Annotated in this window: 30 protein-coding genes; 13 read left to right on the top strand and 17 right to left on the bottom strand. The window is 40.8% G+C overall.

What is annotated here, in order from left to right:
* Nucleotides 1-79 precede the first annotated feature (79 nt).
* The gene (locus J2W55_RS15415; protein ID WP_310097325.1) at nt 80-1,384 is read right to left on the bottom strand and encodes an MFS transporter; all 1,305 of its coding nucleotides are present in this window, start codon (nt 1,382-1,384) and stop codon (nt 80-82) included.
* A gap of 142 nt (nt 1,385-1,526) precedes the next feature.
* On the opposite strand from J2W55_RS15415, the gene J2W55_RS15410 reads away from it, so the two are divergent.
* Together J2W55_RS15410 and J2W55_RS15405 are read left to right on the top strand one after the other, a co-directional pair.
* Entirely contained in the window at nt 1,527-2,813 is a 1,287-nt protein-coding gene (locus tag J2W55_RS15410) for a DUF2851 family protein (protein ID WP_310097323.1), read from the top strand.
* Between the two features lie 2 nt (nt 2,814-2,815).
* Nucleotides 2,816-3,037 (top strand): PspC domain-containing protein, encoded by a 222-nt coding sequence (locus J2W55_RS15405; RefSeq protein WP_310097320.1) that lies wholly within the window; start codon nt 2,816-2,818, stop codon nt 3,035-3,037.
* A 64-nt stretch (nt 3,038-3,101) separates the two neighbouring features.
* Here the strand turns inward: J2W55_RS15405 and J2W55_RS15400 are convergent, their stop codons facing one another.
* Nucleotides 3,102-3,461, bottom strand: a complete 360-nt coding sequence (locus J2W55_RS15400) for a DUF1493 family protein (RefSeq protein WP_310097318.1) — start codon at nt 3,459-3,461, stop codon at nt 3,102-3,104.
* A 196-nt stretch (nt 3,462-3,657) separates the two neighbouring features.
* On the opposite strand from J2W55_RS15400, the gene J2W55_RS15395 reads away from it, so the two are divergent.
* Both J2W55_RS15395 and J2W55_RS15390 read left to right on the top strand, forming a co-directional pair.
* Complete coding sequence (locus tag J2W55_RS15395) at nt 3,658-4,347, top strand: HAD family hydrolase (RefSeq protein WP_310097315.1); 690 nt, start codon at nt 3,658-3,660, stop codon at nt 4,345-4,347.
* Nucleotides 4,344-4,973 carry a CatA-like O-acetyltransferase gene (locus tag J2W55_RS15390; protein WP_310097313.1) on the top strand — a complete coding sequence of 210 codons (630 nt, stop codon included), beginning with the start codon at nt 4,344-4,346 and terminating at the stop codon, nt 4,971-4,973. Before J2W55_RS15395 ends, J2W55_RS15390 begins: the two co-directional genes overlap by 4 nt.
* On the opposite strand, the gene J2W55_RS15385 is transcribed toward J2W55_RS15390, so the two are convergent.
* On the bottom strand, nt 4,970-5,479 hold the full coding sequence (locus J2W55_RS15385) for a GNAT family N-acetyltransferase (RefSeq protein ID WP_310097310.1): 510 nt from the start codon (nt 5,477-5,479) through the stop codon (nt 4,970-4,972). The two genes, J2W55_RS15390 and J2W55_RS15385, sit on opposite strands and share 4 nt — an antisense overlap.
* 69 nt (nt 5,480-5,548) lie before the next feature.
* Nucleotides 5,549-5,881 carry a cupin domain-containing protein gene (locus J2W55_RS15380; RefSeq protein ID WP_310097307.1) on the bottom strand — a complete coding sequence of 111 codons (333 nt, stop codon included), beginning with the start codon at nt 5,879-5,881 and terminating at the stop codon, nt 5,549-5,551.
* A 196-nt stretch (nt 5,882-6,077) separates the two neighbouring features.
* Here J2W55_RS15380 and J2W55_RS15375 point away from each other — a divergent pair, with 196 nt between their 5' ends.
* Nucleotides 6,078-6,965: a DnaJ C-terminal domain-containing protein gene (locus J2W55_RS15375; RefSeq protein WP_310097304.1), complete on the top strand. Its 888-nt coding sequence runs from the start codon at nt 6,078-6,080 to the stop codon at nt 6,963-6,965.
* Nucleotides 6,966-6,982: 17 nt separating this feature from the next.
* Nucleotides 6,983-7,276 (top strand): chaperone modulator CbpM, encoded by a 294-nt coding sequence (locus J2W55_RS15370; RefSeq protein ID WP_310097302.1) that lies wholly within the window; start codon nt 6,983-6,985, stop codon nt 7,274-7,276.
* A gap of 20 nt (nt 7,277-7,296) precedes the next feature.
* Here the strand turns inward: J2W55_RS15370 and J2W55_RS15365 are convergent, their stop codons facing one another.
* A complete protein-coding gene (locus tag J2W55_RS15365; protein WP_310097299.1) occupies nt 7,297-8,073 on the bottom strand; it encodes an enoyl-CoA hydratase/isomerase family protein in 777 nt (258 codons plus the stop codon).
* Between the two features lie 269 nt (nt 8,074-8,342).
* Here J2W55_RS15365 and J2W55_RS15360 point away from each other — a divergent pair, with 269 nt between their 5' ends.
* Both J2W55_RS15360 and J2W55_RS15355 read left to right on the top strand, forming a co-directional pair.
* Nucleotides 8,343-8,816, top strand: coding sequence for a ferritin-like domain-containing protein (locus J2W55_RS15360; RefSeq protein ID WP_310097294.1), 474 nt, complete (start codon nt 8,343-8,345; stop codon nt 8,814-8,816).
* A gap of 18 nt (nt 8,817-8,834) precedes the next feature.
* Nucleotides 8,835-9,161 (top strand): hypothetical protein, encoded by a 327-nt coding sequence (locus J2W55_RS15355; RefSeq protein WP_310097291.1) that lies wholly within the window; start codon nt 8,835-8,837, stop codon nt 9,159-9,161.
* A 4-nt stretch (nt 9,162-9,165) separates the two neighbouring features.
* Here J2W55_RS15355 and J2W55_RS15350 read toward each other — a convergent pair whose 3' ends face one another.
* The 6 genes from J2W55_RS15350 to J2W55_RS15325 all read right to left on the bottom strand — a co-directional run bounded on the left by J2W55_RS15350 (nt 9,166) and on the right by J2W55_RS15325 (nt 13,879).
* A complete protein-coding gene (locus J2W55_RS15350; RefSeq protein ID WP_310097288.1) occupies nt 9,166-9,549 on the bottom strand; it encodes a hypothetical protein in 384 nt (127 codons plus the stop codon).
* A gap of 84 nt (nt 9,550-9,633) precedes the next feature.
* Nucleotides 9,634-10,431: a DUF6438 domain-containing protein gene (locus J2W55_RS15345; protein WP_310097284.1), complete on the bottom strand. Its 798-nt coding sequence runs from the start codon at nt 10,429-10,431 to the stop codon at nt 9,634-9,636.
* A 40-nt stretch (nt 10,432-10,471) separates the two neighbouring features.
* Nucleotides 10,472-11,104 (bottom strand): HAD family hydrolase, encoded by a 633-nt coding sequence (locus tag J2W55_RS15340; RefSeq protein WP_310097282.1) that lies wholly within the window; start codon nt 11,102-11,104, stop codon nt 10,472-10,474.
* Between the two features lie 182 nt (nt 11,105-11,286).
* On the bottom strand, nt 11,287-11,736 hold the full coding sequence (locus J2W55_RS15335) for a GNAT family N-acetyltransferase (RefSeq protein WP_310097279.1): 450 nt from the start codon (nt 11,734-11,736) through the stop codon (nt 11,287-11,289).
* A gap of 35 nt (nt 11,737-11,771) precedes the next feature.
* Nucleotides 11,772-12,431 (bottom strand): MBL fold metallo-hydrolase, encoded by a 660-nt coding sequence (locus tag J2W55_RS15330; RefSeq protein ID WP_310097276.1) that lies wholly within the window; start codon nt 12,429-12,431, stop codon nt 11,772-11,774.
* Between the two features lie 95 nt (nt 12,432-12,526).
* Nucleotides 12,527-13,879: a PhoH family protein gene (locus J2W55_RS15325; protein WP_310097272.1), complete on the bottom strand. Its 1,353-nt coding sequence runs from the start codon at nt 13,877-13,879 to the stop codon at nt 12,527-12,529.
* 231 nt (nt 13,880-14,110) lie between these two features.
* Here J2W55_RS15325 and J2W55_RS15320 point away from each other — a divergent pair, with 231 nt between their 5' ends.
* Nucleotides 14,111-14,380 (top strand): c-type cytochrome, encoded by a 270-nt coding sequence (locus tag J2W55_RS15320; RefSeq protein WP_310097269.1) that lies wholly within the window; start codon nt 14,111-14,113, stop codon nt 14,378-14,380.
* A gap of 13 nt (nt 14,381-14,393) precedes the next feature.
* On the top strand, nt 14,394-14,882 hold the full coding sequence (locus tag J2W55_RS15315) for an anthrone oxygenase family protein (protein WP_310097266.1): 489 nt from the start codon (nt 14,394-14,396) through the stop codon (nt 14,880-14,882).
* A 615-nt stretch (nt 14,883-15,497) separates the two neighbouring features.
* Here J2W55_RS15315 and J2W55_RS15310 read toward each other — a convergent pair.
* Together J2W55_RS15310 and J2W55_RS15305 are read right to left on the bottom strand one after the other, a co-directional pair.
* Nucleotides 15,498-16,256: a TIGR03915 family putative DNA repair protein gene (locus J2W55_RS15310; protein WP_310097263.1), complete on the bottom strand. Its 759-nt coding sequence runs from the start codon at nt 16,254-16,256 to the stop codon at nt 15,498-15,500.
* 2 nt (nt 16,257-16,258) lie between these two features.
* On the bottom strand, nt 16,259-17,515 hold the full coding sequence (locus J2W55_RS15305) for a putative DNA modification/repair radical SAM protein (protein ID WP_310097260.1): 1,257 nt from the start codon (nt 17,513-17,515) through the stop codon (nt 16,259-16,261).
* Between the two features lie 161 nt (nt 17,516-17,676).
* On the opposite strand from J2W55_RS15305, the gene J2W55_RS15300 reads away from it, so the two are divergent.
* Nucleotides 17,677-18,090, top strand: a complete 414-nt coding sequence (locus tag J2W55_RS15300; protein ID WP_310097258.1) for an organic hydroperoxide resistance protein — start codon at nt 17,677-17,679, stop codon at nt 18,088-18,090.
* A gap of 22 nt (nt 18,091-18,112) precedes the next feature.
* On the opposite strand, the gene J2W55_RS15295 is transcribed toward J2W55_RS15300, so the two are convergent.
* Together J2W55_RS15295 and J2W55_RS15290 are read right to left on the bottom strand one after the other, a co-directional pair.
* A complete protein-coding gene (locus J2W55_RS15295; protein WP_310097255.1) occupies nt 18,113-19,570 on the bottom strand; it encodes a cellulase family glycosylhydrolase in 1,458 nt (485 codons plus the stop codon).
* A 131-nt stretch (nt 19,571-19,701) separates the two neighbouring features.
* Nucleotides 19,702-20,142: an Hsp20/alpha crystallin family protein gene (locus J2W55_RS15290; protein ID WP_310097252.1), complete on the bottom strand. Its 441-nt coding sequence runs from the start codon at nt 20,140-20,142 to the stop codon at nt 19,702-19,704.
* A gap of 133 nt (nt 20,143-20,275) precedes the next feature.
* On the opposite strand from J2W55_RS15290, the gene J2W55_RS15285 reads away from it, so the two are divergent.
* Nucleotides 20,276-20,722 (top strand): acyl-CoA thioesterase, encoded by a 447-nt coding sequence (locus J2W55_RS15285; RefSeq protein ID WP_310097249.1) that lies wholly within the window; start codon nt 20,276-20,278, stop codon nt 20,720-20,722.
* Between the two features lie 47 nt (nt 20,723-20,769).
* Here J2W55_RS15285 and J2W55_RS15280 read toward each other — a convergent pair whose 3' ends face one another.
* A complete protein-coding gene (locus J2W55_RS15280) occupies nt 20,770-22,167 on the bottom strand; it encodes an FAD-binding oxidoreductase (RefSeq protein ID WP_310097246.1) in 1,398 nt (465 codons plus the stop codon).
* Nucleotides 22,164-22,523, bottom strand: a complete 360-nt coding sequence (gene folB / locus J2W55_RS15275) for a dihydroneopterin aldolase (protein ID WP_310097244.1) — start codon at nt 22,521-22,523, stop codon at nt 22,164-22,166. The genes J2W55_RS15280 and folB overlap by 4 nt, the downstream gene beginning before the upstream one ends.
* A 254-nt stretch (nt 22,524-22,777) precedes the next feature.
* Between folB and J2W55_RS15270 the strand changes: the two genes are divergently transcribed.
* Nucleotides 22,778-23,959 carry an acyl-CoA dehydrogenase family protein gene (locus J2W55_RS15270; RefSeq protein ID WP_310097241.1) on the top strand — a complete coding sequence of 394 codons (1,182 nt, stop codon included), beginning with the start codon at nt 22,778-22,780 and terminating at the stop codon, nt 23,957-23,959.
* Nucleotides 23,960-24,022 lie beyond the last annotated feature (63 nt).

Here is a 24,022-nt window from a genome sequence, read left to right as displayed (position 1 = left end):
GGGCGTCAGTTACACTTATTGACAAACGAAATAACCATTACCGTGTTATCTGCCAGTGCCAAAAAACTTTCCCGATCCCTTATTCATCCTCCATTTTTGAATGTTTGCGGGTATCATTCATGGTGGTATATAATATAAGCGATAAGGCTATGCAAATGGTTACATACCAGTAAAACCATTGCTGGTGATGCCCGTTTTTAAACAACAGGGCTATATACTCGGCAGTCCCCCCAAATAATGATACGGCAATAGCATAAGGAAAACCCACCCCCAACGCACGTACATTAGCCGGAAAAAGCTCTGCCTTAACTACCGCGTTGATGGAGGTATAACCACTAATGATGATTAAGGCACATAATATCAGGGCAAACGCCACCCAAACATCTTTGGTTTCGCTTAAAAGAGTAAGTATAGGGATAGTAGTGAGTGTGCCCATTACTCCAAAACCGATCAGCAACGGTTTTCGGCCTACCTTGTCAGACAGCAAACCAAATACTGGCTGCAATAACATAAAAACCGCGAGGGTAAGGGTTGATACCATGGTGGCGCTGCTTTTGCTGAAGCCCGAAGTGTTAACCAGGAACTTTTGCATATAAGTAGTAAATGTATAAAAGGCAAGCGTTCCACCTGCTGTTAATCCTATAACTGTAAATACGGCTTTGGGGTGTTTAGCCAATGCACGCAATGTACCTTGAGTGGAGCGGTCATGATGATCCTCATTTTTAAAAGAGGCCGACTCCTGCAAACTGCGTCTTAGATACATGGTAATAACAGCTAAAAAAGCGCCGATACCAAAGGGGATGCGCCAACCCCAGTCATGCAGCTGCTGTTCGGTTAAAAAAATGCGCTGCAATAAAACCAGAATACCCAATGCCATTAACTGGCCCATAATAAGTGTTACATATTGAAAACTGGAATAAAAACCACGATGTTTTTTCCCTGCCATTTCGCTCAGGTAGGTCGCGCTGGTGCCATATTCGCCGCCAACGCTTATTCCCTGTATAATGCGGGCAAGCACTAATAATATGGGTGCAAGCACTCCTATTGATCTGTAACCCGGGGTAATGGTAATAATAAGCGAACCTACACTCATTAGCAATACCGATGTTGTTAAGGCTGTTTTACGGCCATATCTGTCGGCAAAAGTGCCCATGAGCCACCCACCTATAGGCCGCATTAAAAAGCCAATAGCAAAAATACCGGCTGTGTTTAATAGCTGTACGGTTTGATTGTCTGACGGAAAGAACGCGTCAGAAAAATACAGGGAAAACGCGGTATACACATACCAGTCATACCACTCAACCAAATTGCCCAATGAACCACCAATTATTGATTTTATTCTTCCTCCTGTTGTTTTGGGTATTACTTTAGTTTGTTCAATCATAGCATGACATTGGTATCTGATAAATGTAAGGGATAATTTTATTGATATTACTAAAAATCAACGAAATCGGAGCTTTCAAAAAATCATTAGTGAAAATTCAAAAAATCATATTAAGCAACATCTAAAATCCCTACCTTGTTTCATGCTTTTTACAGAGGACTTTTTGCACTATGTATGGAAATTCAGGCTGTTTGATCATGCAAAACTGCAAACTGATGACGGTGAAGAATTGGAGGTTTTTTCGGCGGGAATGCACAATACCGACTCGGGCCCCGATTTTCATAATGCCCGTATCAGGATAGGTGAAACCGTTTGGGCCGGGAATGTTGAAGTGCACCTTTCAGCTTCAGACTGGCAAAAGCACGGCCACACCACCGATAATGCTTATGAAAATGTGATATTGCATGTGGTTTATCAGAATGATGAACCGCTAACCTTACCCAATGGCCGTAAAGTACCAACTTTACAATTAAAGGACCGTATACCTGCCGAACTTTATAATCGTTACCATCAAATGGTTTTCGGGCAGCAAAGTATAATTCCCTGCGAAAACAGTATTGCCGGTATTGATAAGCTGATCATGAATAATTGGCTTACTCGTGTTTTGATTGAACGATTGGAAACACGCTCAAAAGCAGTTATAGATAGGTTAAACCTTTATAGAGGCGACTGGGAAGAGACGTTTTACCAGTTTCTAGCCGCAAACTTTGGTTTTAAAACTAATGCGCTGCCCTTTGAATTGCTGGCGAAATCATTACCGCAGCTTATCCTGGCCAAACACAAAAATAATCCCATGCAAATTGAGGCACTCATATTTGGGCAGGCCGGCTTTTTAGAGGGGGAACTTCAGGATGAATATCCGCTTAAATTAAAAGAAGAATATAGTTTTTTACGAAAGAAGTATAACCTAAAACCTATTGAGAATCATTTATGGAAATTTATGCGGCTGCGGCCTCAAAATTTCCCAACCGTCAGGCTGGCGCAATTCGCGGCACTGATAGTGCAGTCAAACCATTTGTTTTCCAAAATTCTCGAGATAAAAGATATTAACGCGTTAAGGGCCCTCTTTACTGATGTTAAGGTAAATGAATACTGGGACAATCATTACCGGTTTAATGTGGCATCAAAACCATCAGCCAAAACCCTCGGAGCTTCATCAATTGATATATTGTTGATAAATACGCTGGCGTTGTTTCTGTTTAGCTATGGCAAACAGCACCAGCAACAGCATTATATAAGCAGAAGTTTGAAATTATTGGAAAATTTACCGGCCGAACAAAACAATATTACCGAAGATTTTATTACCTTAGGAGTGAAAATAAACAATGCATTTGAGTCGCAGGCCCTGCTGGAGTTGAAAAATAATTATTGTAATTATAAGAAATGCCTGCAATGTGGCGTTGGTAATAAGATATTAAAACTTGCCTGAAAATGATACAGAGAATACTTACTTTTTTTGAACGGTACTCATTTGGTGTTTGCACCTACCTTGGCGAACGATTTAATGTTTCTATCTCAAAGATCCGATTGTTTTTTATTTACTCGTCTTTTCTCGCGGTAGGGTTTCCACTTATATTTTATTTCTTCGCGGGTATTGTACTGGATATACGCAACTACGTTAAGCGCCGCCATACGGGGGTGACAGACCTTTAAACGCTAACTGGAGCGGCTAATATAAATAGCCGATCACTTAGCTGTGATTTCTGAACAACTCACATTACACCAGCCTTCCTGTTTTTACGGCATCCTGCAGATGACGTACCTTAAACTTGGGTTTATAACAATATTGAGCCAGTTGCTTTACCCAAGTGCTATTGTAACCAAACATTAATTTTATCATCCGTACGCGGGTTGAGCCTTTGGGGTAGCCATACTTGTACCAGCTAAATTTGGATTGGTCAAGCTTAAACTGGTCGGCAAAATCAGCAAGGAAAAGATCGATCTCAATATCAAAAATATCAAGATCTAAATCGATGCTGGTATCCAGGCTCAAGCTACCCGGGTCTACATGATTCAGCTTATAGCGGTCGCAATAATCAACAATAAATTCTTTTAACGGTGGCAGTACTTCTTCCATTTTAAACGAATATAGTTTTGACCATTTTGGATATATGACGCGGTTTTAAAAATTAGGTTGCATCTGTAAATACTTTATTTTAAAAAAAAGGTTACAGTAAATGATCAGATTATATATTGTTTAAATGACACAATAACCTTTATGCTAAATAATTAAAGCTGTATGATTATTATTGCAGTACAGATAATGCAGGCATATGAAACTAAAAGTAATAGCTTTTGACGCAGATGATACCTTATGGGTAAACGAGCCTTATTTTCAGAATACCGAAAAAAAGTTTTGCAGCCTGCTCGAGGATTTTTTACCGCAGCATACTGTATCAAACGAACTTTTTAAGATAGAGATTGAGAATTTACCGCTTTATGGATATGGCATAAAGGGATATATCCTGAGCATGATAGAGGCCGCGTTAAAAATATCTGATAAAAAGATAAGCATTGATGCAATTGATCTGATACTGGAGTATGGAAAAGAAATGCTCAATGAGCCCATTGAACTTTTGGACGGTGTAGAAGAAGTACTGGCAACTTTAAAAAAGCACTACAGACTGGTTGTTGCCACGAAAGGCGATTTGCTTGACCAGGAACGCAAATTAAAAAAATCGGGGCTTGCACATTACTTTCACCATATCGAGATCATGTCTGACAAGCGCGAAGATGACTATACTAAGCTGATAAAGCACCTCGATATTAACTCCAATGAATTTATGATGGTGGGCAATTCTTTAAAATCAGATGTGATGCCTGTTTTAAATATAGGTGGCCATGCTATCCATGTACCTTTTCATACTACCTGGGCCCATGAACATGTTGAAACCAATTTAAGCCACGAAAATTTCAGGCAGGCTGATACGCTTGGCGAAATTTTGCCGTACATACTTACATGAAACATAAGCTAAATATTGATACCTGGGTACGCAAAGAACATTTTAACTTTTTTAAAAACTTTGAAGAGCCATTTTATGGTGTTGTGGTAAATATTGATTGTACAGCAGCTTACCGCTTTGCCAAAAATAACGGGGTATCGTTTTTTCTGTATTATCTGCACAAGTCATTATCGGCGGCAAATAATATTGAGCCTTTTAAATACCGCATTTATGGCGATGATGTTTTTGTTTATGACCAAATAAACGCAGGTCCTACTATTGGCCGGGATAACGGCACCTTTGGGTTCTCGTACATTGATTTTCATCCATCGTTTGAGGATTTTGAAACCGGTGCAAAAAAAGAGATTGAACGGGTTCAAAGCACCACTACCCTTTTTGCGCCAAAGCTTGATGATGATATCATTCATTTTTCATCGCTTCCCTGGATAAATTTTACCAGTTTATCACATGCGCGCAGTTTTTCTTTTCCGGATAGCTGCCCTAAAATATCCTTTGGAAAAATGACAGAAAATGACGGGAAACTAACTATGCCCGTTTCTGTTCATGTACATCATGCGCTAATTGATGGCTTGCATGTAGGCCAGTTTATAGACCAGTTTCAAGAACTAATGAACAGCGGTATCTAAACTGTTTTCTCCATCACCACCAGTTCTATTACCTGCTTGGGTTCGCCAAAACGACCGTGATCATGAAATGGCTGTATCTCGCCGGTAAGTGAGTAACCACGACGCTCATACCAACTGATAAGTTCCTTACGGGTGCTGATCACTGTCATGGTAATAGTATGGCAGTTAAATTGTCTGGCATACGCTTCCGCGGCTTCAAGCAGGGTCCGCCCTACCCCTTTGCCTTGTAATAAAGGCGACACGCTAAACATACCCAGATACAATTTAGTACCCTTAACCTCCAGGTAAACACAGCCGGTAATGAGGCCATTTTCATCTGTATATTTTAATATCGCTACCAATTCATTATTAAAATACTCCGTTAGCATGGCTTCGTCTATCCTTATGCCACTTATCATATCGGCTTCGGTAGTCCAACCCTTTTTTGATTCTTCGCCACGATAGGCGCTGTTTACTAAAATATTCAATTCGGAAACATCGGCAAGCGACGCTTTAGACACAGGCATAAATTTTATTTATTGGGATGGCAAACTTAATACTTTATGTTGGTTGAACGTGAACGCAGCCGAAAGTTACTAAAACTTAAAATCTTCGCGTACGGGGTCAAATATGTCAATCAGCTTACAATCGGTAATGGCCCGGCCGCCGTGTATTACATTTGGTGGAATAATAGCGTAGGTGCCGGTATCCAATATTTGCGATACCCCATCAACCGTAAGCTCAAACTGGCCCTCAACAACAAAGGCGCACTGGTGATTGATATGCTGGTGCATGGGCGATACTGCTCCTGCTTTTACCTCTAAAAAGTTGATGGTGTTGTTTTGGGTGTGTATGATCTTGGAGAAATAGCCGGGTGTCATTTCCCTGGTGGGAATGTCCTCAAAATGGTTAAATACTTTGTTGTCCATAATAGTGCTGGCCCTTAGTGGGTCAGTTGCGTAAAAATATAAAATTTACCTTAACCGGATGGCACGGTTTAAAATGCGTATGCGGCAAACAAATTATGACTACGTTTTTTCACTAAGGTCATAAAAGTTGTTATCGCCCAAAACTAAGCTGTATATTTAAGGTTTATTACATATTCTACAATATTTTAAGCGTCATATGGCTTTTATTGATTATTATAAAACACTGGGCCTCACAAAATCAGCAACAGATAAGGATATAAAAAACGCTTATCGAAAGCTGGCACGCAAATATCATCCAGACCTTAACCCAAATGATGCCGGGGCACATAAAAAATTCCAGGAACTGAATGAAGCCAATGAGGTGCTAAGCGACCCCGAGAAGCGTAAAAAGTACGACAAATATGGTGAAAACTGGCAGCACGGCGAAGCTTATGAGCAACAGGCCAGGCAACAGCAAAGCGGGCAAGGCAGCTATGATGGATTTGGCGGATTTACCGATACTGAAAGTTTTGGGGGTGGTGATTTTTCTGACTTTTTTAAATCGATGTTTGGTGGTGGCGGCAGCAGACAAACTAAATATCGCGGACAGGATTTTAATGCCGAACTGCACTTAACACTTCGGGATATTACACAGACTCACAAACGCACCCTAACGGTTAATGGAAAAAATATACGTATTACCATACCCGGGGGGATAGAGAATGGGCAAACCATTAAAATAGCAGGACATGGTGGCCCGGGGGTAAATAATGGTCCGGCAGGCGATCTCTATATTAAATTTTTTATACCCGACGACGCCGGTTTTAAGCGCGAAGGCCCTAATTTATATACAACTATAAAGCTCGATCTTTATACAGCGGTGCTTGGCGGCGAAATAACCGCCGAAACTTTAACAGGTAAGGTTAAGGTGAAAGTAAAACCCGAAACACAAAACGGCACCAAAGTAAAACTTAAGGGTAAAGGGTTGCCTGTTTACAAAAAGGAAAATGAATTTGGGGACTTATATCTTACTTATGACATACAGATACCCACAAACCTTACCGATAAGCAAAAAAAGTTATTTGATGAATTATCAAAATCCTGATGTAAATATAAAAGGACATGAAAACAGTAAATTTGATAACCGCCAGCGATTTTTGTTTATATCATAACGTAACGAACTCTTTTATAGAATCATTACAGGAAGCTGAATTAGTTGAGGTAACCATAATTGACGATGTTGTTTTTATCCCGGAAACAGAACTGCAAAAACTTGAGAAACTGGTAAATCTTTATGAGCTTGATATAAACATAGCCGGTATTGAAGCCATAGTTCATTTGTTAAGCAAAGTTGAAAAAATGCAGGAAGATATGCGCAGCTTACGCAATCGCTTGCGGTTTTATGAAAGTGAATAATAAACGCTCAGCTTTGCAATTTATCTGTTGCCGCTCAAAAACCGCTGTAAAGCCTGCTGGGTAAAAGGCGATAGTACCAGTTCGCCGCTAATAGCGGCACGCCGGGTTAATAATTCATCCCAGTCTTCAGTGCCTTCCCATAGTATTTGTTTTAGTCCGGTCAGGGCGTCTTGATGGTAAGAAGACAGTTTTGCAGTAAGCTCAGCAATGGCGGCATCAAGCCCGGCAATATCCTGGAATACCTCATTGTATAAACCTTTGTCGCAGGCCCATTGTGCCGTTTGAAAATCAGTAGCCCTGATAGAAAGCTGCGAAAAAGCAGGCAACCCTATTTTACGTGTTACAGCCGGCGATATCACAAACGGGCCTATACCTATGGCCAGCTCACTTAATTTTATGGCAGCAAATTGTGTAGCCAAACAATAATCAGCAGCGGCGGCAAGGCCTACACCACCGCCTACAGCCTTACCTTGTACCCGCACTATAACTATTTTAGGCGATTTACGGCAGGCATTGATGACCTTGGCAAAACCCGAAAAAAACAACGCCCCGGCGTTTTTATCTTTAATTTGCAACAATTCGTCAAAGCTTGCCCCGGCGCAAAAAGTACGGTCGCCTTCGCTTTTCAGCACAATTACTTTTACTTCATCGTCATTACCAGCCTGCTCAATATTTGCAGTAAGATCATTTAGCAAAGCCGCCGGTAATGAATTTTGCGCCGGATGGTAAAAACTAATGGTTGCTACACCGTTTGCGCTTTTAAAAAAAGAAACATTTCCGTTATCGGTAGCAGGCATAATTTACAGGTTTGTTTAAATGATATAGTCGTTAAGTACAACGCCAGCTCAATATCAGAAGTATTTAACTTACCTGCAATTTTCCTGTAAAATAGTTTATCATATATACGATAAAGGCACTCCATTAATGGCATCTTTTTATATGACAGATGCGCGGTTAAAGCGCTGGTTTATACGTTCAGAAAAGCAGTTATTTTGCCTATATCTTTATATTAAATTAAAAACATTAACCCATATGATATGTTTATTATTTTATAAAAACAAAAGCCATGGGAGTTTTACAGCATATACAACATCAGATTTCGGCGTTGAACGATCTGATCAAAATAAATAACGATCGCATAGCCGGCTATCAGAAAGCAAATGAAAGCATTGATGAAACAGGATTAAGCCTGCTTTTCAATGAATATATTGATCAAAGCAAAAACAATGTATCTGAGTTAAGGGAATACATCCGTGTATTGGGTGGCAGCCCAACAGATGGCACTACACTATCGGGCAAGTTTTACCACGCCTGGATAGATGTTAAAGCTACATTCGTAAATAAAGACAGGCACAGCATTTTGGCCGACTGTGAACGAGGCGAAGACATCGCAAAAAAAGCATACCGCGCAGCGTTGGACGATAAAGAACTGATATGGGAAGATGCGCAGGTTGTATCTATACTCAATAGTCATTTGGAGGGTTTGAAAGTTTCCCACGATACCATCAAAGCCCTGCGGGATACCGAAATTAGTGTATAAAGTATTTAATACTATGTTATGAAGATTCCAGATCAGGACTTTTTGAAAGAATATAAGCCACTGCATGTTCCGCATGAATATAACCCTGACGACAGTACACAGGACAAGGTGATCTATGCGTTGGCGCTGTTAAAAGAGGCCACTGCCAACCAAGTGGCTCTTAAATTAGCTTCGTTCGATGCGGAAACTCCCGCTGTAACACATCAAAAGAACGCAAAGGATATTCTCAACTATTTATTTAATAAGGGTTTAATAAAAGCCATTAATAAAAACGGAGAATTAAACTACAACCTGAGTAAAATTGAAATTCCAAACTCTGGGAAAGCCGACGAGATCGCTGATTAATGCTTTATTGAGTAATCGGTTTGATTGATATCACGCTATCAACAACAAACACACTTATCCCTCGCCAGGGCAGTGTATGCAAGTATTCTTTATAATGTAATTCCAGGTATGATCCTGCACTGCCGCTAAGTTGTTTTGCCACCCTTTCATCAGTAACCGAAAACATGAACTCGTTTGATGATATGTTACCACCCTGGGCTGGTGCGCGTATGCCGCTTTGTATTAACCGCCCTTCATAAGTTTTAAACATATAACCTTTCTTTACAAAATAGTTCATGGAACCCGCCTTAACACCTTCGCCAAAAACAAAATAATAACGCTGGTACACAAATCCGGTAATTAATAAAAGTACAACTATTATGATAATTGTTTTGGTGCGGGTTTTCATAAGAAGCATATTTTTATCTAAGCTACAAAAACTTAATAAGTAAACAATATCATAAAAAAAGTAAAAACAGGTAAGACCAGATGGTTATTGGTTAACCGGCGTTAGTTGTATTTTTTTATAGGACGATAGCATGAAATTAACCAGATCAATAATGTTTAGCGGGGGTTCATTAGTGGTTATGCTTAGTTTTTTCTTATTGTTGGCAAAGTCAATGGCAAAATAATAATTTGGCGCGTCAACAACCTGGTTGCCCTGCTGCCAGTCGTTCATCTTTTTAAGTTCGCTGTGTTTTAACCAAAAGTTCAGGCTATCCAGCTGAACGGCCGATAACCTGCCCGTATAATTGCCCTTGTATGGTTGGGCATGTTCACCTGCTTTTAAATGATAGTCGCCATTTGGCCAGATTTCAATACCCAACTGCGGGCAGTCGCCAAAGCAGGTAGATGATAAAAAGTAGATCTTTGAAAACTCTATGTTTTTATCATAGCTGTTCTTAAAGTTCCTGAACTCGTAGGTTGTATTACCAGCCAGTTTTATGGCATTAGGTTCAACAGCTTTTAAATACAGCCGGTTGTGGTCAATATGCCTTATTAAAAATTTAAAATTGTCCCTATGTTCCTGCTTAAAATTATCAGCGCTGCTGTGATAAATATCCGCCATAATCAGGGTGTCATTAATTATGGTATAATGGGCTTTGCTGCCGGCATATCCAACAAAATTATAATATACTTTTTTGTCAGAGAAATACAGGTGCCCTAATGAGGATGTTATCCATCGTTCGGCATCAATACGGGTGCCTTGGGTAAGCGGCGCTTTTTTTTGAGCGAACAGTACATGAAAAACCGAGGTAAATACTAATAACAAAAAACTGCGCTTCCTCATTGATGATCTATTTTTAAGCTGATGAGATCCCGGCAATGTTTTACAAACTCATATAATATTTTGTTAACGATTCAAAATCGTCAAATTTTAATTCGTAATCGTCTGTTTTGCCAAAACCATAGGATACAAATATAAAGGGTATACCTGCCATGCGTGTCTGCTCAGCGTCACCATTGGTATCACCAATATAAACCGGATTTTTAAGCTGGTGTTTATCTATCAACAGGCGCATGTTGTGATGCTTGGGCATATTATTTTGCCCGTAAGCTATTGAGTCGGTAATATAGCCCTCAATTCCGGCCCATGTTATAAACAGGGGGATGATGCCTATTGCGCAGTTGCTTAATATAAACAGGTTGTATTTGGTTGCCAGCTGCTTAATACCCGAAGTAACGCCGCTATACATGGTACCGCCGCTTGTGGGGAGTATTTGCCTGCGTTTTTCATTAACATCCATGTAAATACCATAGGCGCTGTCATCATCTAAATCGGGCATTAAAACTTTGGTAAGCTTTTTACCTTCCATACCCATTACCTCCATCAGATCATTACGGCCAATGGTCCTTTCTATGTTCTTTTTTTCAAATACGAGGTTCCAGGAGTTGGCATAGGTATCAACGGCGTCCCAAAGGGTTCCGTCCATGTCAAATATCAGGCTATCGGGTTTCTGCATAAGTACAATTCAGCATTTTTGCTAAAGATGTAAAAATTACCTTATCCTTAAAAACGAAGTTCATGTTTTCTTCATTATTAATCTTCACCTTAGCAGTGTGATAAGGTTAATGTGGGCCAGCTTAGCAGGAGGTTGGTTCCATAGGGCCTCCGCGGTAAAACGCGGGGGCTTTTTTTATTGCTTCATATGGCTTTACGGTAATAAAAACTGGTAGTATTAGCGTCCTGCTTAACAAACCCGGTAGCTTCATACAAACTTTGGGCTGTATAATTATCAACAGCGGTTTCTAACTGTAAAAATGTAGCGCCATGTGTTTTTGCAAAGCCAGCAGCGGCTTTCAGCAGCGCCTCGCCTATACCCTGTTTACGGTGATCAGCATCAACAAACAGATCATTAAGCAGCCAGTTTTTTGTTGCTTTTACCGATGAAAATAGCGGATATAACTGTGTAAACCCAACCGCTTCACCATGATCAATGGCTGCAAATATTACCGACTCATTATTTTCGAGCCGGTTTTTTATGAATGTTTCGGCGAGGGCCATATCAGATGGCTGCTTGTAAAATATGCGATATTGGTTAAATAACCTTGTTACCAGCAGGTAGTCGGCAACATTGATTTGTTTTATTTCCATTGACTTTTGTTCAAACTTATTAGCGCTTATAAATATCAAATAGTTATACTGTCGCCCACTTTATATATTTCATGAAACTTTATTCCGGCCTTTTCAAAATGCTTTACATAAGCCGCATAACGTTTCTGAATAAAAAACTCCTTGGCATAACCGTCATGAACGGGAAGTACTTGCTTAGGCGCTAATTTATCAGCAAATGAGGATATCATTACCTCGCTGGCAAATGGGGCCATGGTTACCATGATCAACAATTCGATGTTTTTAAAAGCGATCAATTTATCTTCCATTGAATCAACCGGATGAAGTACTTTGTCATTGATCAAAAAACCGGTCATTTGCGGCAATGGATTGTCCATGATCAGTTCATGCTTTACCGGAAAAGCCTGTAATTTAAAAGGGCCGAAATGCGCTATAGCGTCTTCAAGAACAGTGTATTTAATAGCGGCCTTATCTAATTGCTGCCCAACCTGGCTGTTTGTTATTATCTGTGCCCCGCTCACATCAAGTATGCTTTTTAAAATATCTATAACAAAATGATCCGGATGAATATGAGTGATCACGATAACGTTTACATCGGCGAACATTTGAGGGATTACTAATCCCTCCATAAAAGAATAATCGCCCGGGTCGAATAGTATTTTATAGCCATCAAGCTCAAACAGGAGGCATGAATGCAGGTATTTTGATATTTTCATTTTCACTGGCAGTTTATTGAATAAACCTATAAAACAGGCGAATGGTTTTTAACCGGCGCCGCTGCCTCCCGGTTCAAAACAAATCCAATAAAACTCTATAACAACTGGGTGGCCAGGTTGGCCAACTCGCTGCGCTCACCTTTTTGCAGGGTGATGTGTGCATATAACGGATGCCCTTTTGCCTTATCTATCAGATAGGACAAGCCGTTACTTTCGGCGTCAAGATATGGCGTATCTATCTGATAAATATCACCGGTAAAAACAAATTTACTGTTTTCGCCGGCACGTGATATGATGGTTTTAACCTCATGCGGGGTAAGGTTCTGGGCCTCATCAACAATAAAAAATATTTTGCTCAATGTACGGCCGCGTATAAAAGCCAGCGGGGCAATGGATATTTTATCATTGGTTACCAGTTCATCAATTTTTGTCTGCATCTTTTCATCATCAGCAAACTGGTCTTTAATAAATTTCAGGTTATCCCATATCGGCGCCATGTAGGGATCAATTTTTGATTTAATATCGCCAGGCAAAAACCCAATATCCTTGTTGCTCAGTGGTACAATAGGGCGGGTAACAAAAATTTGGCGGTAATATTTGCGCTGTTCAAGCGCGCTGGCCAATGCAAGCAGGGTTTTCCCGGTTCCGGCGTTGCCCTGAATGGTCACCAGTTTAATATCAGGATGTAACAGCGCGTGAATGGCAAAAGCCTGCTCCATATTACGGGGCGATATATTGAATACAGGTTGTTCGGTAACTTTTTCCAGTTGCTGGCTTTGGGCGTTGTAAAAACCCGAAACATTATTTTTTTTACCCTTTAACACATAAAAGTGGTTGTTGGTATATGATCCTATAGGTAAACCTTCGGTAGTTAGGTTTTCCTGTTTGTTAAACAGTGTTATTAGTTTTTCGGCTACTTTGTCAACATCGGTTGTACCGGTATACAGTTCATCAAGATTTTTAACCTTGCCTGTCTCATAGTCCTCGGCGTGCAGGTTCAATGCTTTGGCTTTCAGGCGCAGGCAAATATCCTTTGATACCAGCACCACCTTTTTACCCGGGTTTTCTTCTTGTAAACCTAAAGCGGCATTCAATATGCGATGATCTGTTTTATCTGATCCAAAAACCTCCTCGGCATCAACAGCGGTAGTTTTAACATCCATTGCCACCTTGAAACTGCCTTTACTTTTGCCATTAAGCGGGATCCATTCGTTTACCAGGCTGTTGTGCGACAGGTCATCCATAAGGCGGATAAAGCTCCGGGCCTCAAAATTACGGGTATCATTACCATTCTTTTTATTGTCGAGTTCCTCCAGTACCTGTATAGGTATGGCCACATCGTGTTCTTCAAAGTTCTGGAATGCGTTATGATCGTAAAGGATCACTGAGGTATCTAAAACAAATATTTTTTTACTATCTGTCTTCCCGTTCTTACCATCTTTATTCATAGCCTACTAATTTAAGCAATCTGTTGTTAGTTTCAAGCATAAAGATCAGATGTGAAGCCCAATTTGTGTGCCGGGCATTTTTCTTAAAATTTTAACAGATTGTCGGTTTTGTTCTATTTTCTCTTTTGGTATCACCGCAACTTTACCAAAAAATAACACGCGATGAAATCATTGATCTTTAAAAAACACAGCAAAAACCGAAGCATATTTAAGCTTGTTGCGTTTTTAATCATGCTTAGCTTCCTTACCACGGCAAAGGCTCAGAACATACCCCTAACCGGCAAGGCATTATTTGAAAACAAGTGCGCCAAATGCCACGGCACTGATGGAGCAAAAGGCCGATGGGGCGCCAAAAATTTGCAAATAAGCCAGTTAAACAATGATGAATTGTTTAAAACAATAAGTACAGGCAGGGGTATTATGCCAAACTGGGGTAAAAAGCTATCCGCATTACAAATACGCTCGGTAATTGAATACATTAAAACTTTAAGAAAATACTAAAATGAAATTTAATATGGCAACGCTTATCCTAATAATCACTGCAACCTTAACCGCGTTGATCGCCGGCTTATTTTATAGCTATAGCTGTTCCGTAAACCCCGGACTGGGAAAACTCTCTGATCGTGAGTATATTAATGCTATGAACGCCATTAATACTGTTATCTTGAATCCGGTGTTCTTTTTAAGCTTTATGGGTACCCTGGCGTTGCTTCCGTTAAGCACGTTCCTGAACTATACGCCCGGGCATAATACCCGCTTTATACTTTTATTTATCGCTACCATAATTTATGCCGTTGGCGTATTCGGTGTAACCATTTTTGGAAACGTACCTTTAAATAATACACTTGCCAGGGTTAATACAGCTACCGCATCATCTGATGAGTTGTCAACGTACCGTTTGATGTTTGAAGGGCCCTGGGTTTTTTTGCATACCATCAGAACGCTGGCCAACGTGGTAAGTTTAATATTGGTTATTGTGAGCTGCTGTATCGAAAGCAAGTAGCCCGGTTTTTCTGTTCAGCTTTAAAAAAACCTTATAAAAGCGAAAACGGGAGTCTTTTCTTTCGAATTGATCTCCCGTTTCCTAACTATTGTTCAACCGTAGTTTCCCAATAGCATCAAGTTTTGTGTATTATGACCGACATGCACTCGTCTACCGTTCTTGCGAACGGCTGATTACTTCATGTCATTGGTTCTGTTGCGGTTCTCCGTGAAGTTCCTGCATCTTCCCAACGCCTCATCTAATCACGATCATTTTTCAAAAGACTCTCGTCCTATCATTTTTTCATGTGACTCAGGGACTTCTTCTGATCTTTAGTTTTCCCGAAGGTCAACCCGATTCAAATTCTGTAATCCTGAAAGGCTGTCAAAGTACGTCGTTCTTGATGATTTCAATATCGGGACATATCCGGAATTTGACAAGTGTTTTTTTTATTTTTTATTAACATGTTATTAACATTTAGTAATTGTTTATTAACATCATTAAATTAATTGATATACAGCATCTTATTTAAAATTGTTGATAATGTTTACAGGTTTTAAACAAAAGGGCTATCCACAAAAACTGGGATAAGCAATAAATTAAGGGGCACTAAAAATGCGTAAAATTGAAAATTCTTTAAATTTTTTCAGTTAAATGCCTCCAATATCGCCTGGGAATGTGCCTTAAATGGAGCTTAGTATTTTTACGGGAACTAATATTAACGCTGGCAAAATAGTTTTTCCAGAGATGCTGATAAATACGTTCGTCTTCGCTGAAAGCAGATATTACATTGGCAGGTTTGTTGACTTCCGAAAAATCAAGCGTTATATATTGGGTATCATGCAGATCATAATAAATACCGTAGCCGCGCTTAATATCATAAATGATCCATTTTTGATCGGCATACCTGTTTTTAAAATGCCTGACAAGCAAGGGCAACACATTAAAATCGGGCTCTACAACCGCGTAAAAAGTTTCGTCCTGCAATTTTTGAAAACACACAAAGGCTTCCATACGATGTTTTTCGCGTCGTACCATTTTTATAATTTCTGATACGCGCATAACATATTTGTTGCCGTAATCTTCTTCCACATTCTGATCGGTATCAAAAACATAGCGAATGAAACCTATCAACGCGTTTTCTTCGTTCTCCATTTCGGCCATATGGGCTATGTAAAGCCGCTGTACGCCGTTGGCCGACAGCTTTTTTCGCAATCCCCGTAAAACTCTGTTAGCACGATTCTCGTCGGTAACAACCTGCAGCACCTCTTCAAATAAAGCGCTGCTGTGCCACTCCCCTTTTTCTAACTTTACATGGAACAGCCTGCGTTCGTAAATTTCAAATACGGCCGTAAGCAAACCTTCAAATGTACCATCGTAAATAAGTGTATACATGATCAAAACAAATTGAGTTGAGTTTGGGTGTTCCTGATATATTTACTTCCAGACTCGGCCATGATAAACTGTTTAATATTGTTGCCTGTAAGATCGCGGCGTTCAAACCGGCTGTTTTTACAGGTAATAAAATACCTGGCCCTGTTAACCGCCACCCCAATTTTTTTTAACTGCTCCCACCCCAGCCTGGCAAACTTTCGGGCACTTACAATTTTTTGTGCCGATTGCAAGCCTATCCCCGGCACCCGCAATATCATTTGCAGATCGGCTTTATTAATATCGACAGGAAATGCTTGCATATTACGAATTGCCCAACCCAGTTTAGGGTCAATATCCAGATCAAGCAAGGGCTGCTCATTGTTCACTATCTCGTTCACGTGAAAACCATAAAACCGCATCAGCCAGTCGGCCTGGTAAAGCCGGTTTTCGCGCACCATAGGTACCGCGCTGTTCAAGGCCGGTAACCGCTTATCTGCCAGCACGGGTACATAGCCCGAATAATAAACCCGTTTTAAATTAAAGTTTCGGTAAAAGTAACTGGCCGATTGCAATACCTGCTGATCACTCTCCGGCGTAGCGCCGATGATCACCTGGGTGCTTTGGCCGGCAGGGGCGAATAAGGGCGCTTTTTTAAATAGCTTTTTTTCCTCTGTATGCCGGATGATCTCATCTTTCAGGAAACTCATCGGATCTATCATGTCCTGCCGGTTTTTATCAGGAGCCAGGAGTTTTAGCCCGGCTTCAGTTGGCATTTCCAGGTTTACACTCAGGCGGTCGGCATACAAGCCGGCTTCGCGCATCAATTCGTCACTGGCTCCCGGTATTGATTTTAAATGGATATAACCATTAAAATTATGCTCGGTACGCAGCTTTTTTGCCACCCGAACCAATCGCTCCATGGTATAATCGGCATCTTTAAAAATACCGGAACTTAAAAACAAACCCTCAATATAATTTCGGCGATAAAAATTAATAGTAAGATCAACAACCTCCTGCACAGTAAACGCGGCCCGTTTAATATCGTGATTCTTGCGTGATATACAATAAGCGCAATCAAAAATGCAATGATTGGTAAGCAGGATCTTTAACAGCGATACACAACGCCCATCTTCGGTATAACTATGGCAAATACCATTGCTGGCATTCCCCAACCCTTTATTTTCATTTTGACGCTTACTACCGCTCGAAGCGCATGATACATCATATTTGGCAGCATCCGCCAAAATATTCAACTTTTCTGTTATCCGGTCTGCATTCATATCAAATCAAAAATACTAATATTTTTAGCAAAATGAATTGTTGTTTGAATTTATTTTTTTAACCTGCCATTTATTCGACAACCTTAGTGGAAAGCCGCTATGCTGCATTTATTAAAACATAAACCATGTTCTCCGGTTGATTTTAAAAAAGAATTGTGATCATGGAAAGAATATATACTGCTGTAGTTACAGCAAAAGGAGGCCGCGACGGCCACGTAAATTCAGAAGACGGAATTATTGATATGGATCTTAGAGCGCCCAAAGCAATGGGCGGCGAGGATGGTTACCCAAACCCCGAATTGTTGTTTGCCAGTGCATGGGGATCATGTTATTTAAGCGCCCTGGGGTCGGTAGGCGTACGCGATGGCATAAACGTGACCCAGGCCACGGTTGATGTGCACATCCATTTTAACAAAGAAAGCGAAGCCTCTTATGCCCTATCAGCCGAACTGCATGTACACATTCCGGGCGTAGATTGGGATGTGGCCCAAAAAATGGCTGATGCCGCGCACAAGGGCTGTCCTTACTCCAAAGCCACCCGGGGCAATATTGATGTAAAAGTTGTTGCAGACTAACAAAAGCCCCGGCATGAGGCTCTTACTTCAATACGCTTATCTGTAATACTTTGTCGTTCAAGCCATCGGGCACCTGGATATCATTGCCGTTAAATACAACGCTTTTTAGTGTAGTGCCATCGGTAGCATCCGTCCATACTGCTTTATATTTTCCGTTAGGCAAATTGAGCGATAAATTATACGGTTTCATAGCCAAATGCTCTATGTAAATTATCCATTGCCTGTTATTGCCGCTCAAAGCCTCCGTAAACGCGCCGGGCGAAGCCTTTACAACCTGCTGATCGGGATGCAGTTTTATAATATCCAAAGCATCAAAATAATGTTTCAGTATACCAAACTGTTTGCGCAGTTCAGGACTACCGCCGCCCGGAGCTTTATAAGAAGTGTCCCGCCCGGTTTCCATCCCCGCGGAAAACGAATAATCAAGCATATTAAACAGGGCCCCGCCTGCCATTAAAAAACGCCAGGCCTGCCTGCGATAGGTAGTGTTCAGGTTACCTGCGAACCCTGTTTCGTTAAAACCTATCACCTTATTGAGGTAATAGTTTTCACTTACAGCCTTTGGTAAAGCATAGTGAAAATTAAAAACTGAAATATTAGGATCAGGGTTGGTAACCGGGTATTGGAAATTGGATATATTTTGCGATATCAGGTGCCGCTGTGATAATTTGCTTTCTTCGTCTTTGATCCAGCTTGCTACCTTACGCTGCCAGTCGTTTGACCGTTGAGATACGATCTCCAGGAAATTCCTGAAATCTTTAACATCGCCATATTCATTGCGCAATATCACGGTATCTTTCTGAATAGCGTAAGGTTCATTTTGCACCTCAAAGTAAAAGTTGTTAAATCCGTTAAGTTCCTTAACAATTTTGCGCACATATTTTTCCTGACAAGCCAGGATATTGCCGTTCAATAAGGTATTGGCAAGCGCGGCGCTGATGTCGGCGGTTTTATTGATATTGTTTTTTGTGTTCAGCGGGCTATACTCCCATCCGTGTTGATAGTATGATGAAAACAAATTTACCTCAACGATCACTCCCTGGTGATCGGCCTCGGTCATAAACTGCTTCAGGCGAACAAAGTAATTCTCGTCCCATTTATCAAGATCGAATTTATTGCCGCCCAGTTCAAAGCCGGTTTGATTGCTGCGTTTCCAGGGTAATATTAAATTTTGCTCTGTTGGGGCAAGGGTATTGTTCTTTATGCCAAAGTCACCCGGTTTTTCTATATAGGCTCCGGTAAACAGGCGTGTAGTATTAAGCCCATCCTGAGCTATTGTTTGCAAATAAGTTTTGTAATCAAAACCTAAATTGATAACAGAACCGTAATGTTCGCCCGAACCCACCAGCAGCGTTGGCTTGCCCTTGTATAAAAAATAATGCGGGTTTTGAGGATGAAGTTTTATGGGCTGGGTGGTTTGCGATAATAAAGTTGTCGATATCAGTAGCAAGCCGGCTAATTGGAGTATAATTTTTTTCATTAAAAGGATATAACTGGTAGCTAAATATACCTTTTTAATCATTCCCCTCATTAATCAAACAAAAAAAGACCGCCCCATATGGGACGGCCTCTAAAAAAACCAAACTAACTACTTATGAAAACAATCTTTAATTATTTTACAGCTATTTCTCTTGATTGAAATTTAGCTTCTTCTTTTTTAGCGACAATCAGCTTCAATATACCGTCGGCATAATCAGCTTCAATTTTTGAATGATCAGCACTTTCTGGTAAGGTAAATGAACGGGTGAACGAGCTATAACTATATTCACGTTTGCTGAATTTTTTACCTTCATCTGTACTTTCAGCTTTCTTTTCGGCTGATACAGTTAATACATTCTTGTCCAGGTTGATCTTAAAATCTTCTTTCTTTAAACCGGGTACAGCCAGCTCAATATGAAATTCGTTTTCAGTTTCTGCAATGTTCACTGCAGGTACGCGGGCAACTAATTTATTACCCAAATATGAATCGTTCAAAATAGAATCGAATACATCATTAAAGAATGGGTTCACCGCGTTGTTTTTTAATCCGTTGTTAAATTTTACAAGTGTCATTTTAAATATATTTAAGTTTTTGTTTTTGTTAACTTCGTAACATACTAATCAACTGTTATACCATGTGATAAAATCGGCAATTTAAAAGACAAATTGTCACATCAAATGATTTTTAGCAGACAAACTGACATAAATGGCTGAAAAACTTACAGATTATAAATACAAAACGGATATATCCATCCGGTTTTCTGACATAGACGCCTTCGGGCATGTGAACAATGCGGTATATTTAACCTACTTTGAAATTGCGAGAAGCAATTATTGGAAAGAAATAATTAACTGGGACTGGAACCACGCGGGCATCATTCTTGGCCGCTCAGAGATCAACTACCTTAAGCCAATTACTATTAACGACCAGATAGCCTGTTATGTGCGTACCATACGCATAGGCAACAGCAGTTTTGATGTGATGCATGTGTTAGTTAAAATAACACCCAATGGCGAAGAAATAGTAACCACCGGTAAAACGGTGTGTATCAGTTACGACTATTCCGCCAATAAATCAGTCCCCATTCCTTCCAGCGAGCGCCGGAACATGATTGAATATGACGAGCCAAGATTGATATTGAATACAAATTAGATAGAGTGCAGATGAATTTCTAAATCATCTGCACATCTTTATATCTGTCAGAATATCTTACCCGGATTTAAAATTCCTTTGGGGTCAAAAACTTTCTTGATGCCTTTCCATAAGGCAAAATGTACTTCTGAATATTTTATCGGCATAAAATCCTTTTGCACAAGGCCTATACCGTGCTCGCCCGAAAGGGTGCCACCCAGTGATACCGTTAGCTCAAATATTTCGCGGATGCCAAACTTTAACTTGTTGTTCCAGTCTTCATCACTCATTTTGCCTTTAATAATATTCACATGCAGGTTTCCATCACCGGCGTGCCCATAACAAACCGATTCAAATCCATATTTGGCGCCAATTTCTTTTATACCCTTTATTAACTGAGGCAACGCGGCTCTGGGTACAACACTATCTTCTTCTTTATAAATGGAGTTTGATTTTACCGACACTGCCATAGTTCGGCGCAGGCGCCAAAGCTCTTCTTTTTGTGCCGATGAATCTGCAAACAATACTTCTTTACAATGATAAGCCTCTAAAACAGCGTTTATCTTTTCGCAGTCGGTAAATATCACGTCCTGGTTGGTGCCATCAACCTCTATCAATAAAAAAGCTTCGATACCATCATGCAGGTCAAAGGCAATATCGTCATGTTCCTTTACCCACTCCACTCCCCTGCGCTCCATAAACTCCAGCGCAGAAGGCACAATACCCGCTCTGAATATGGCCGATACCGCGGCACAGGCTTCCTCATTGGTGGCAAATGAAGCCAGCATCAAAGCATCCAATGTGGGTAAGGGTATCAGCTTTACCACAATTTTTGTAACAATACCCAAGGTTCCTTCCGACCCGATCATCAGCTGGGTCAAATTATAACCTGAAGCATATTTAAGCGTATTTGCCCCGGTCCATATAATTTCGCCCGATGGTAAAACCACCTGCAGGTTAAGGATATACTCGCGTATGGTGCCATATTTAACCACTCTGGGTCCGCCCGAACCGTGTGATACATTACCGCCAATAAAACAGCTGCCCTTGCTTGCCGGGTCAACCGGGTAAAGCAAACCTTTGGCCGCCACCTGGTTCATAAACTCTTCGGTAATTACTCCGGGCTCAACAGTGGCCTGCAGGTTCTGTTCGTCAATTTCAAGCACTTTATTAAAACGCTCCATAGCTATTAGCAATCCGCCTTTAACAGGTAACGCGCCGCCGCTTAAGCCGGTCCCGGCCCCGCGCGGGGTAACGGGAACCAAATGTTTATTACATAATTTCAAAAGCGCGGCAACCTCCTCCGGGGTCCGGGGTTTTGCAACAACCTCGGGGTAATAAACCAGATCCTCGGTTTCATCGCGACTGTATTTTTCAAGGTCGTTATGTTGCAGCACAACAGCATCAGCACCAACAATGGCCGTAATTGCTTCTAATACCTCGGGTGTTATTATATTATAATTCATTTTTCTGGTGGATAGTTTATGGTGACGCTGGAGTACGCTACCTTGCCTGTTAAAGGCGGATTTAGTTTTTTAATGGTTACCTGGATGGTTTTAATAAACGGATATTTATCCCTGATCCTTGTGGTGATGGACTGCCCTACGGTTTCAATCAGTTTGCGCGAATGTTTCATTTCTTCGCAAGCTATAATATATAATTGTTCGTAGTCAACCGTATTGTGCAGCCCATCTTTTAAATCGGTTGGCGGTTCAAAGCCTACCGCTATATCGACCAAAAAACGGCACCCTATTTTTTGTTCTTCGGGATAAAATCCGTGATACGCGAAAAATTCCGCACCCTGCAAGGCAATGTTTATCATGCCCCAAAAGTAATTGATTTAGTCCATTTAGTTTAAAGGTTAATATACTTTAGATCACAGAAAATTTGGTATGGGTATGAGGTTAGCCAACTTTTTACAGAAAATTTAAAAAAATAAAAAAGCAAAAACTATGTTTAAACAATTTAAACCTGTTTTTTGCTAACAAAGGCCCTCTACAATAAAAAAAACAGCTATTTAGGCTTGTTTAAGTACCCTTTAAATGCTATATATTTGCCCACCAACTATAAAATATTATGGCTAAAACGGATCTATACGAGTCGCCTGATTACTATCTGTTAGACGAATTACTTACCGAAGAGCATAAGCTGATACGCTCATCGGTTCGTAACTGGGTAAAAAAAGAATTAAGCCCTGTAATTGAGGATTATGCCCAAAAGTCGGAGTTTCCGATGCAGCTGATAAAAGGCCTTGCCGAGATAGGAGCATTTGGCCCTACCATACCCACCGAATACGGCGGCGCAGGTCTTGACTATATAGCATACGGTATCATCATGCAGGAAATTGAGCGCGGTGATTCGGGCATACGCTCGGCATCGTCTGTTCAGGGTTCCCTGGTAATGTATCCAATTTATGCTTATGGCTCCGAGGAACAGCGCAAAAAATATTTGCCGCGGTTGGCATCAGGTGAGATCATGGGCTGTTTTGGCCTTACCGAGCCCGACCATGGCTCAAACCCGGGCGGTATGACCACCAATATAAAAGATGCCGGGGATCACTATGTTTTAAACGGCGCTAAAATGTGGATCTCCAATGCGCCATTTGCCGACATTGCCGTTGTTTGGGCAAAAGACGAAAGCGGAAAAATAAGAGGACTAATTGTTGAGCGTGGCATGGAAGGCTTTACCACCCCTACTACACACAACAAATGGTCATTGCGGGCATCGGCCACCGGCGAGTTGGTTTTTGACCATGTTAAAATACCTAAAGAAAACCTGCTGCCAAATGTTGCCGGTTTAAAAGGGCCCTTAGGTTGCCTTAACCAGGCCCGTTATGGTATTGCCTGGGGAGCTTTAGGCGCCGCTATGGATTGTTATGATACCGCTTTGCGTTATTCAAAAGAGCGGGTGCAATTTGGCAAACCTATAGCAGGTTTCCAGTTACAGCAAAAAAAGCTGGCCGAAATGATAACCGAAATAACCAAAGCTCAGCTTTTGGTTTGGCGCCTGGGTGTACTTAAAAACGAGAACAGGGCAACCGCCGCCCAAATATCAATGGCCAAACGCAACAGCGTGGAAACAGCCATCAATATAGCCCGCGAGGCACGGCAGATGCTGGGCGGCATGGGCATAACCGGCGAGTATCCTATTATGCGCCACATGATGAACCTCGAATCGGTAATTACCTATGAGGGTACACATGACATTCATTTGTTGATCACCGGCATGGATATTACCGGTGAGGATGCCTTTAAATAACGCTTTAGTTTAATTTGTTATAAATAAAATTTGTTACAATTAAGTTAATTGTTAAATAATAGT

It is taken from the genome of Mucilaginibacter pocheonensis, from assembly GCF_031456535.1.
In the GTDB taxonomy this organism is placed as follows: domain Bacteria; phylum Bacteroidota; class Bacteroidia; order Sphingobacteriales; family Sphingobacteriaceae; genus Mucilaginibacter; species Mucilaginibacter pocheonensis.
The sequence above is the reverse complement of the archived record's forward strand: the minus strand, read 5'-3'. Positions and strand labels throughout refer to the sequence as shown.

Bases quoted from the DNA above. Each gene is read 5' to 3' on its own strand.
- J2W55_RS15270 (WP_310097241.1), top strand. From the start codon at position 22,778: ATGGCTAAAACGGATCTATACGAGTCGCCTGATTACTATCTGTTAGAC.
- folB (WP_310097244.1), bottom strand. From the start codon at position 22,523: ATGATAAACATTGCCTTGCAGGGTGCGGAATTTTTCGCGTATCACGGA.
- J2W55_RS15375 (WP_310097304.1), top strand. From the start codon at position 6,078: ATGGCTTTTATTGATTATTATAAAACACTGGGCCTCACAAAATCAGCA.
- J2W55_RS15350 (WP_310097288.1), bottom strand. From the start codon at position 9,549: ATGAAAACCCGCACCAAAACAATTATCATAATAGTTGTACTTTTATTA.
- J2W55_RS15330 (WP_310097276.1), bottom strand. From the start codon at position 12,431: ATGAAAATATCAAAATACCTGCATTCATGCCTCCTGTTTGAGCTTGAT.
- J2W55_RS15365 (WP_310097299.1), bottom strand. From the start codon at position 8,073: ATGCCTGCTACCGATAACGGAAATGTTTCTTTTTTTAAAAGCGCAAAC.
- J2W55_RS15290 (WP_310097252.1), bottom strand. From the start codon at position 20,142: ATGACACTTGTAAAATTTAACAACGGATTAAAAAACAACGCGGTGAAC.
- J2W55_RS15355 (WP_310097291.1), top strand. From the start codon at position 8,835: ATGAAGATTCCAGATCAGGACTTTTTGAAAGAATATAAGCCACTGCAT.
- J2W55_RS15340 (WP_310097282.1), bottom strand. From the start codon at position 11,104: ATGCAGAAACCCGATAGCCTGATATTTGACATGGACGGAACCCTTTGG.
- J2W55_RS15285 (WP_310097249.1), top strand. From the start codon at position 20,276: ATGGCTGAAAAACTTACAGATTATAAATACAAAACGGATATATCCATC.
- J2W55_RS15410 (WP_310097323.1), top strand. From the start codon at position 1,527: ATGCTTTTTACAGAGGACTTTTTGCACTATGTATGGAAATTCAGGCTG.
- J2W55_RS15345 (WP_310097284.1), bottom strand. From the start codon at position 10,431: ATGAGGAAGCGCAGTTTTTTGTTATTAGTATTTACCTCGGTTTTTCAT.
- J2W55_RS15310 (WP_310097263.1), bottom strand. From the start codon at position 16,256: ATGTATACACTTATTTACGATGGTACATTTGAAGGTTTGCTTACGGCC.
- J2W55_RS15395 (WP_310097315.1), top strand. From the start codon at position 3,658: ATGAAACTAAAAGTAATAGCTTTTGACGCAGATGATACCTTATGGGTA.
- J2W55_RS15300 (WP_310097258.1), top strand. From the start codon at position 17,677: ATGGAAAGAATATATACTGCTGTAGTTACAGCAAAAGGAGGCCGCGAC.
- J2W55_RS15315 (WP_310097266.1), top strand. From the start codon at position 14,394: ATGGCAACGCTTATCCTAATAATCACTGCAACCTTAACCGCGTTGATC.
- J2W55_RS15385 (WP_310097310.1), bottom strand. From the start codon at position 5,479: ATGCCTGTGTCTAAAGCGTCGCTTGCCGATGTTTCCGAATTGAATATT.
- J2W55_RS15400 (WP_310097318.1), bottom strand. From the start codon at position 3,461: ATGGAAGAAGTACTGCCACCGTTAAAAGAATTTATTGTTGATTATTGC.
- J2W55_RS15405 (WP_310097320.1), top strand. From the start codon at position 2,816: ATGATACAGAGAATACTTACTTTTTTTGAACGGTACTCATTTGGTGTT.
- J2W55_RS15295 (WP_310097255.1), bottom strand. From the start codon at position 19,570: ATGAAAAAAATTATACTCCAATTAGCCGGCTTGCTACTGATATCGACA.
- J2W55_RS15380 (WP_310097307.1), bottom strand. From the start codon at position 5,881: ATGGACAACAAAGTATTTAACCATTTTGAGGACATTCCCACCAGGGAA.
- J2W55_RS15370 (WP_310097302.1), top strand. From the start codon at position 6,983: ATGAAAACAGTAAATTTGATAACCGCCAGCGATTTTTGTTTATATCAT.
- J2W55_RS15280 (WP_310097246.1), bottom strand. From the start codon at position 22,167: ATGAATTATAATATAATAACACCCGAGGTATTAGAAGCAATTACGGCC.
- J2W55_RS15325 (WP_310097272.1), bottom strand. From the start codon at position 13,879: ATGAATAAAGATGGTAAGAACGGGAAGACAGATAGTAAAAAAATATTT.
- J2W55_RS15320 (WP_310097269.1), top strand. From the start codon at position 14,111: ATGCTTAGCTTCCTTACCACGGCAAAGGCTCAGAACATACCCCTAACC.
- J2W55_RS15415 (WP_310097325.1), bottom strand. From the start codon at position 1,384: ATGATTGAACAAACTAAAGTAATACCCAAAACAACAGGAGGAAGAATA.
- J2W55_RS15305 (WP_310097260.1), bottom strand. From the start codon at position 17,515: ATGAATGCAGACCGGATAACAGAAAAGTTGAATATTTTGGCGGATGCT.
- J2W55_RS15360 (WP_310097294.1), top strand. From the start codon at position 8,343: ATGGGAGTTTTACAGCATATACAACATCAGATTTCGGCGTTGAACGAT.
- J2W55_RS15390 (WP_310097313.1), top strand. From the start codon at position 4,344: ATGAAACATAAGCTAAATATTGATACCTGGGTACGCAAAGAACATTTT.
- J2W55_RS15335 (WP_310097279.1), bottom strand. From the start codon at position 11,736: ATGGAAATAAAACAAATCAATGTTGCCGACTACCTGCTGGTAACAAGG.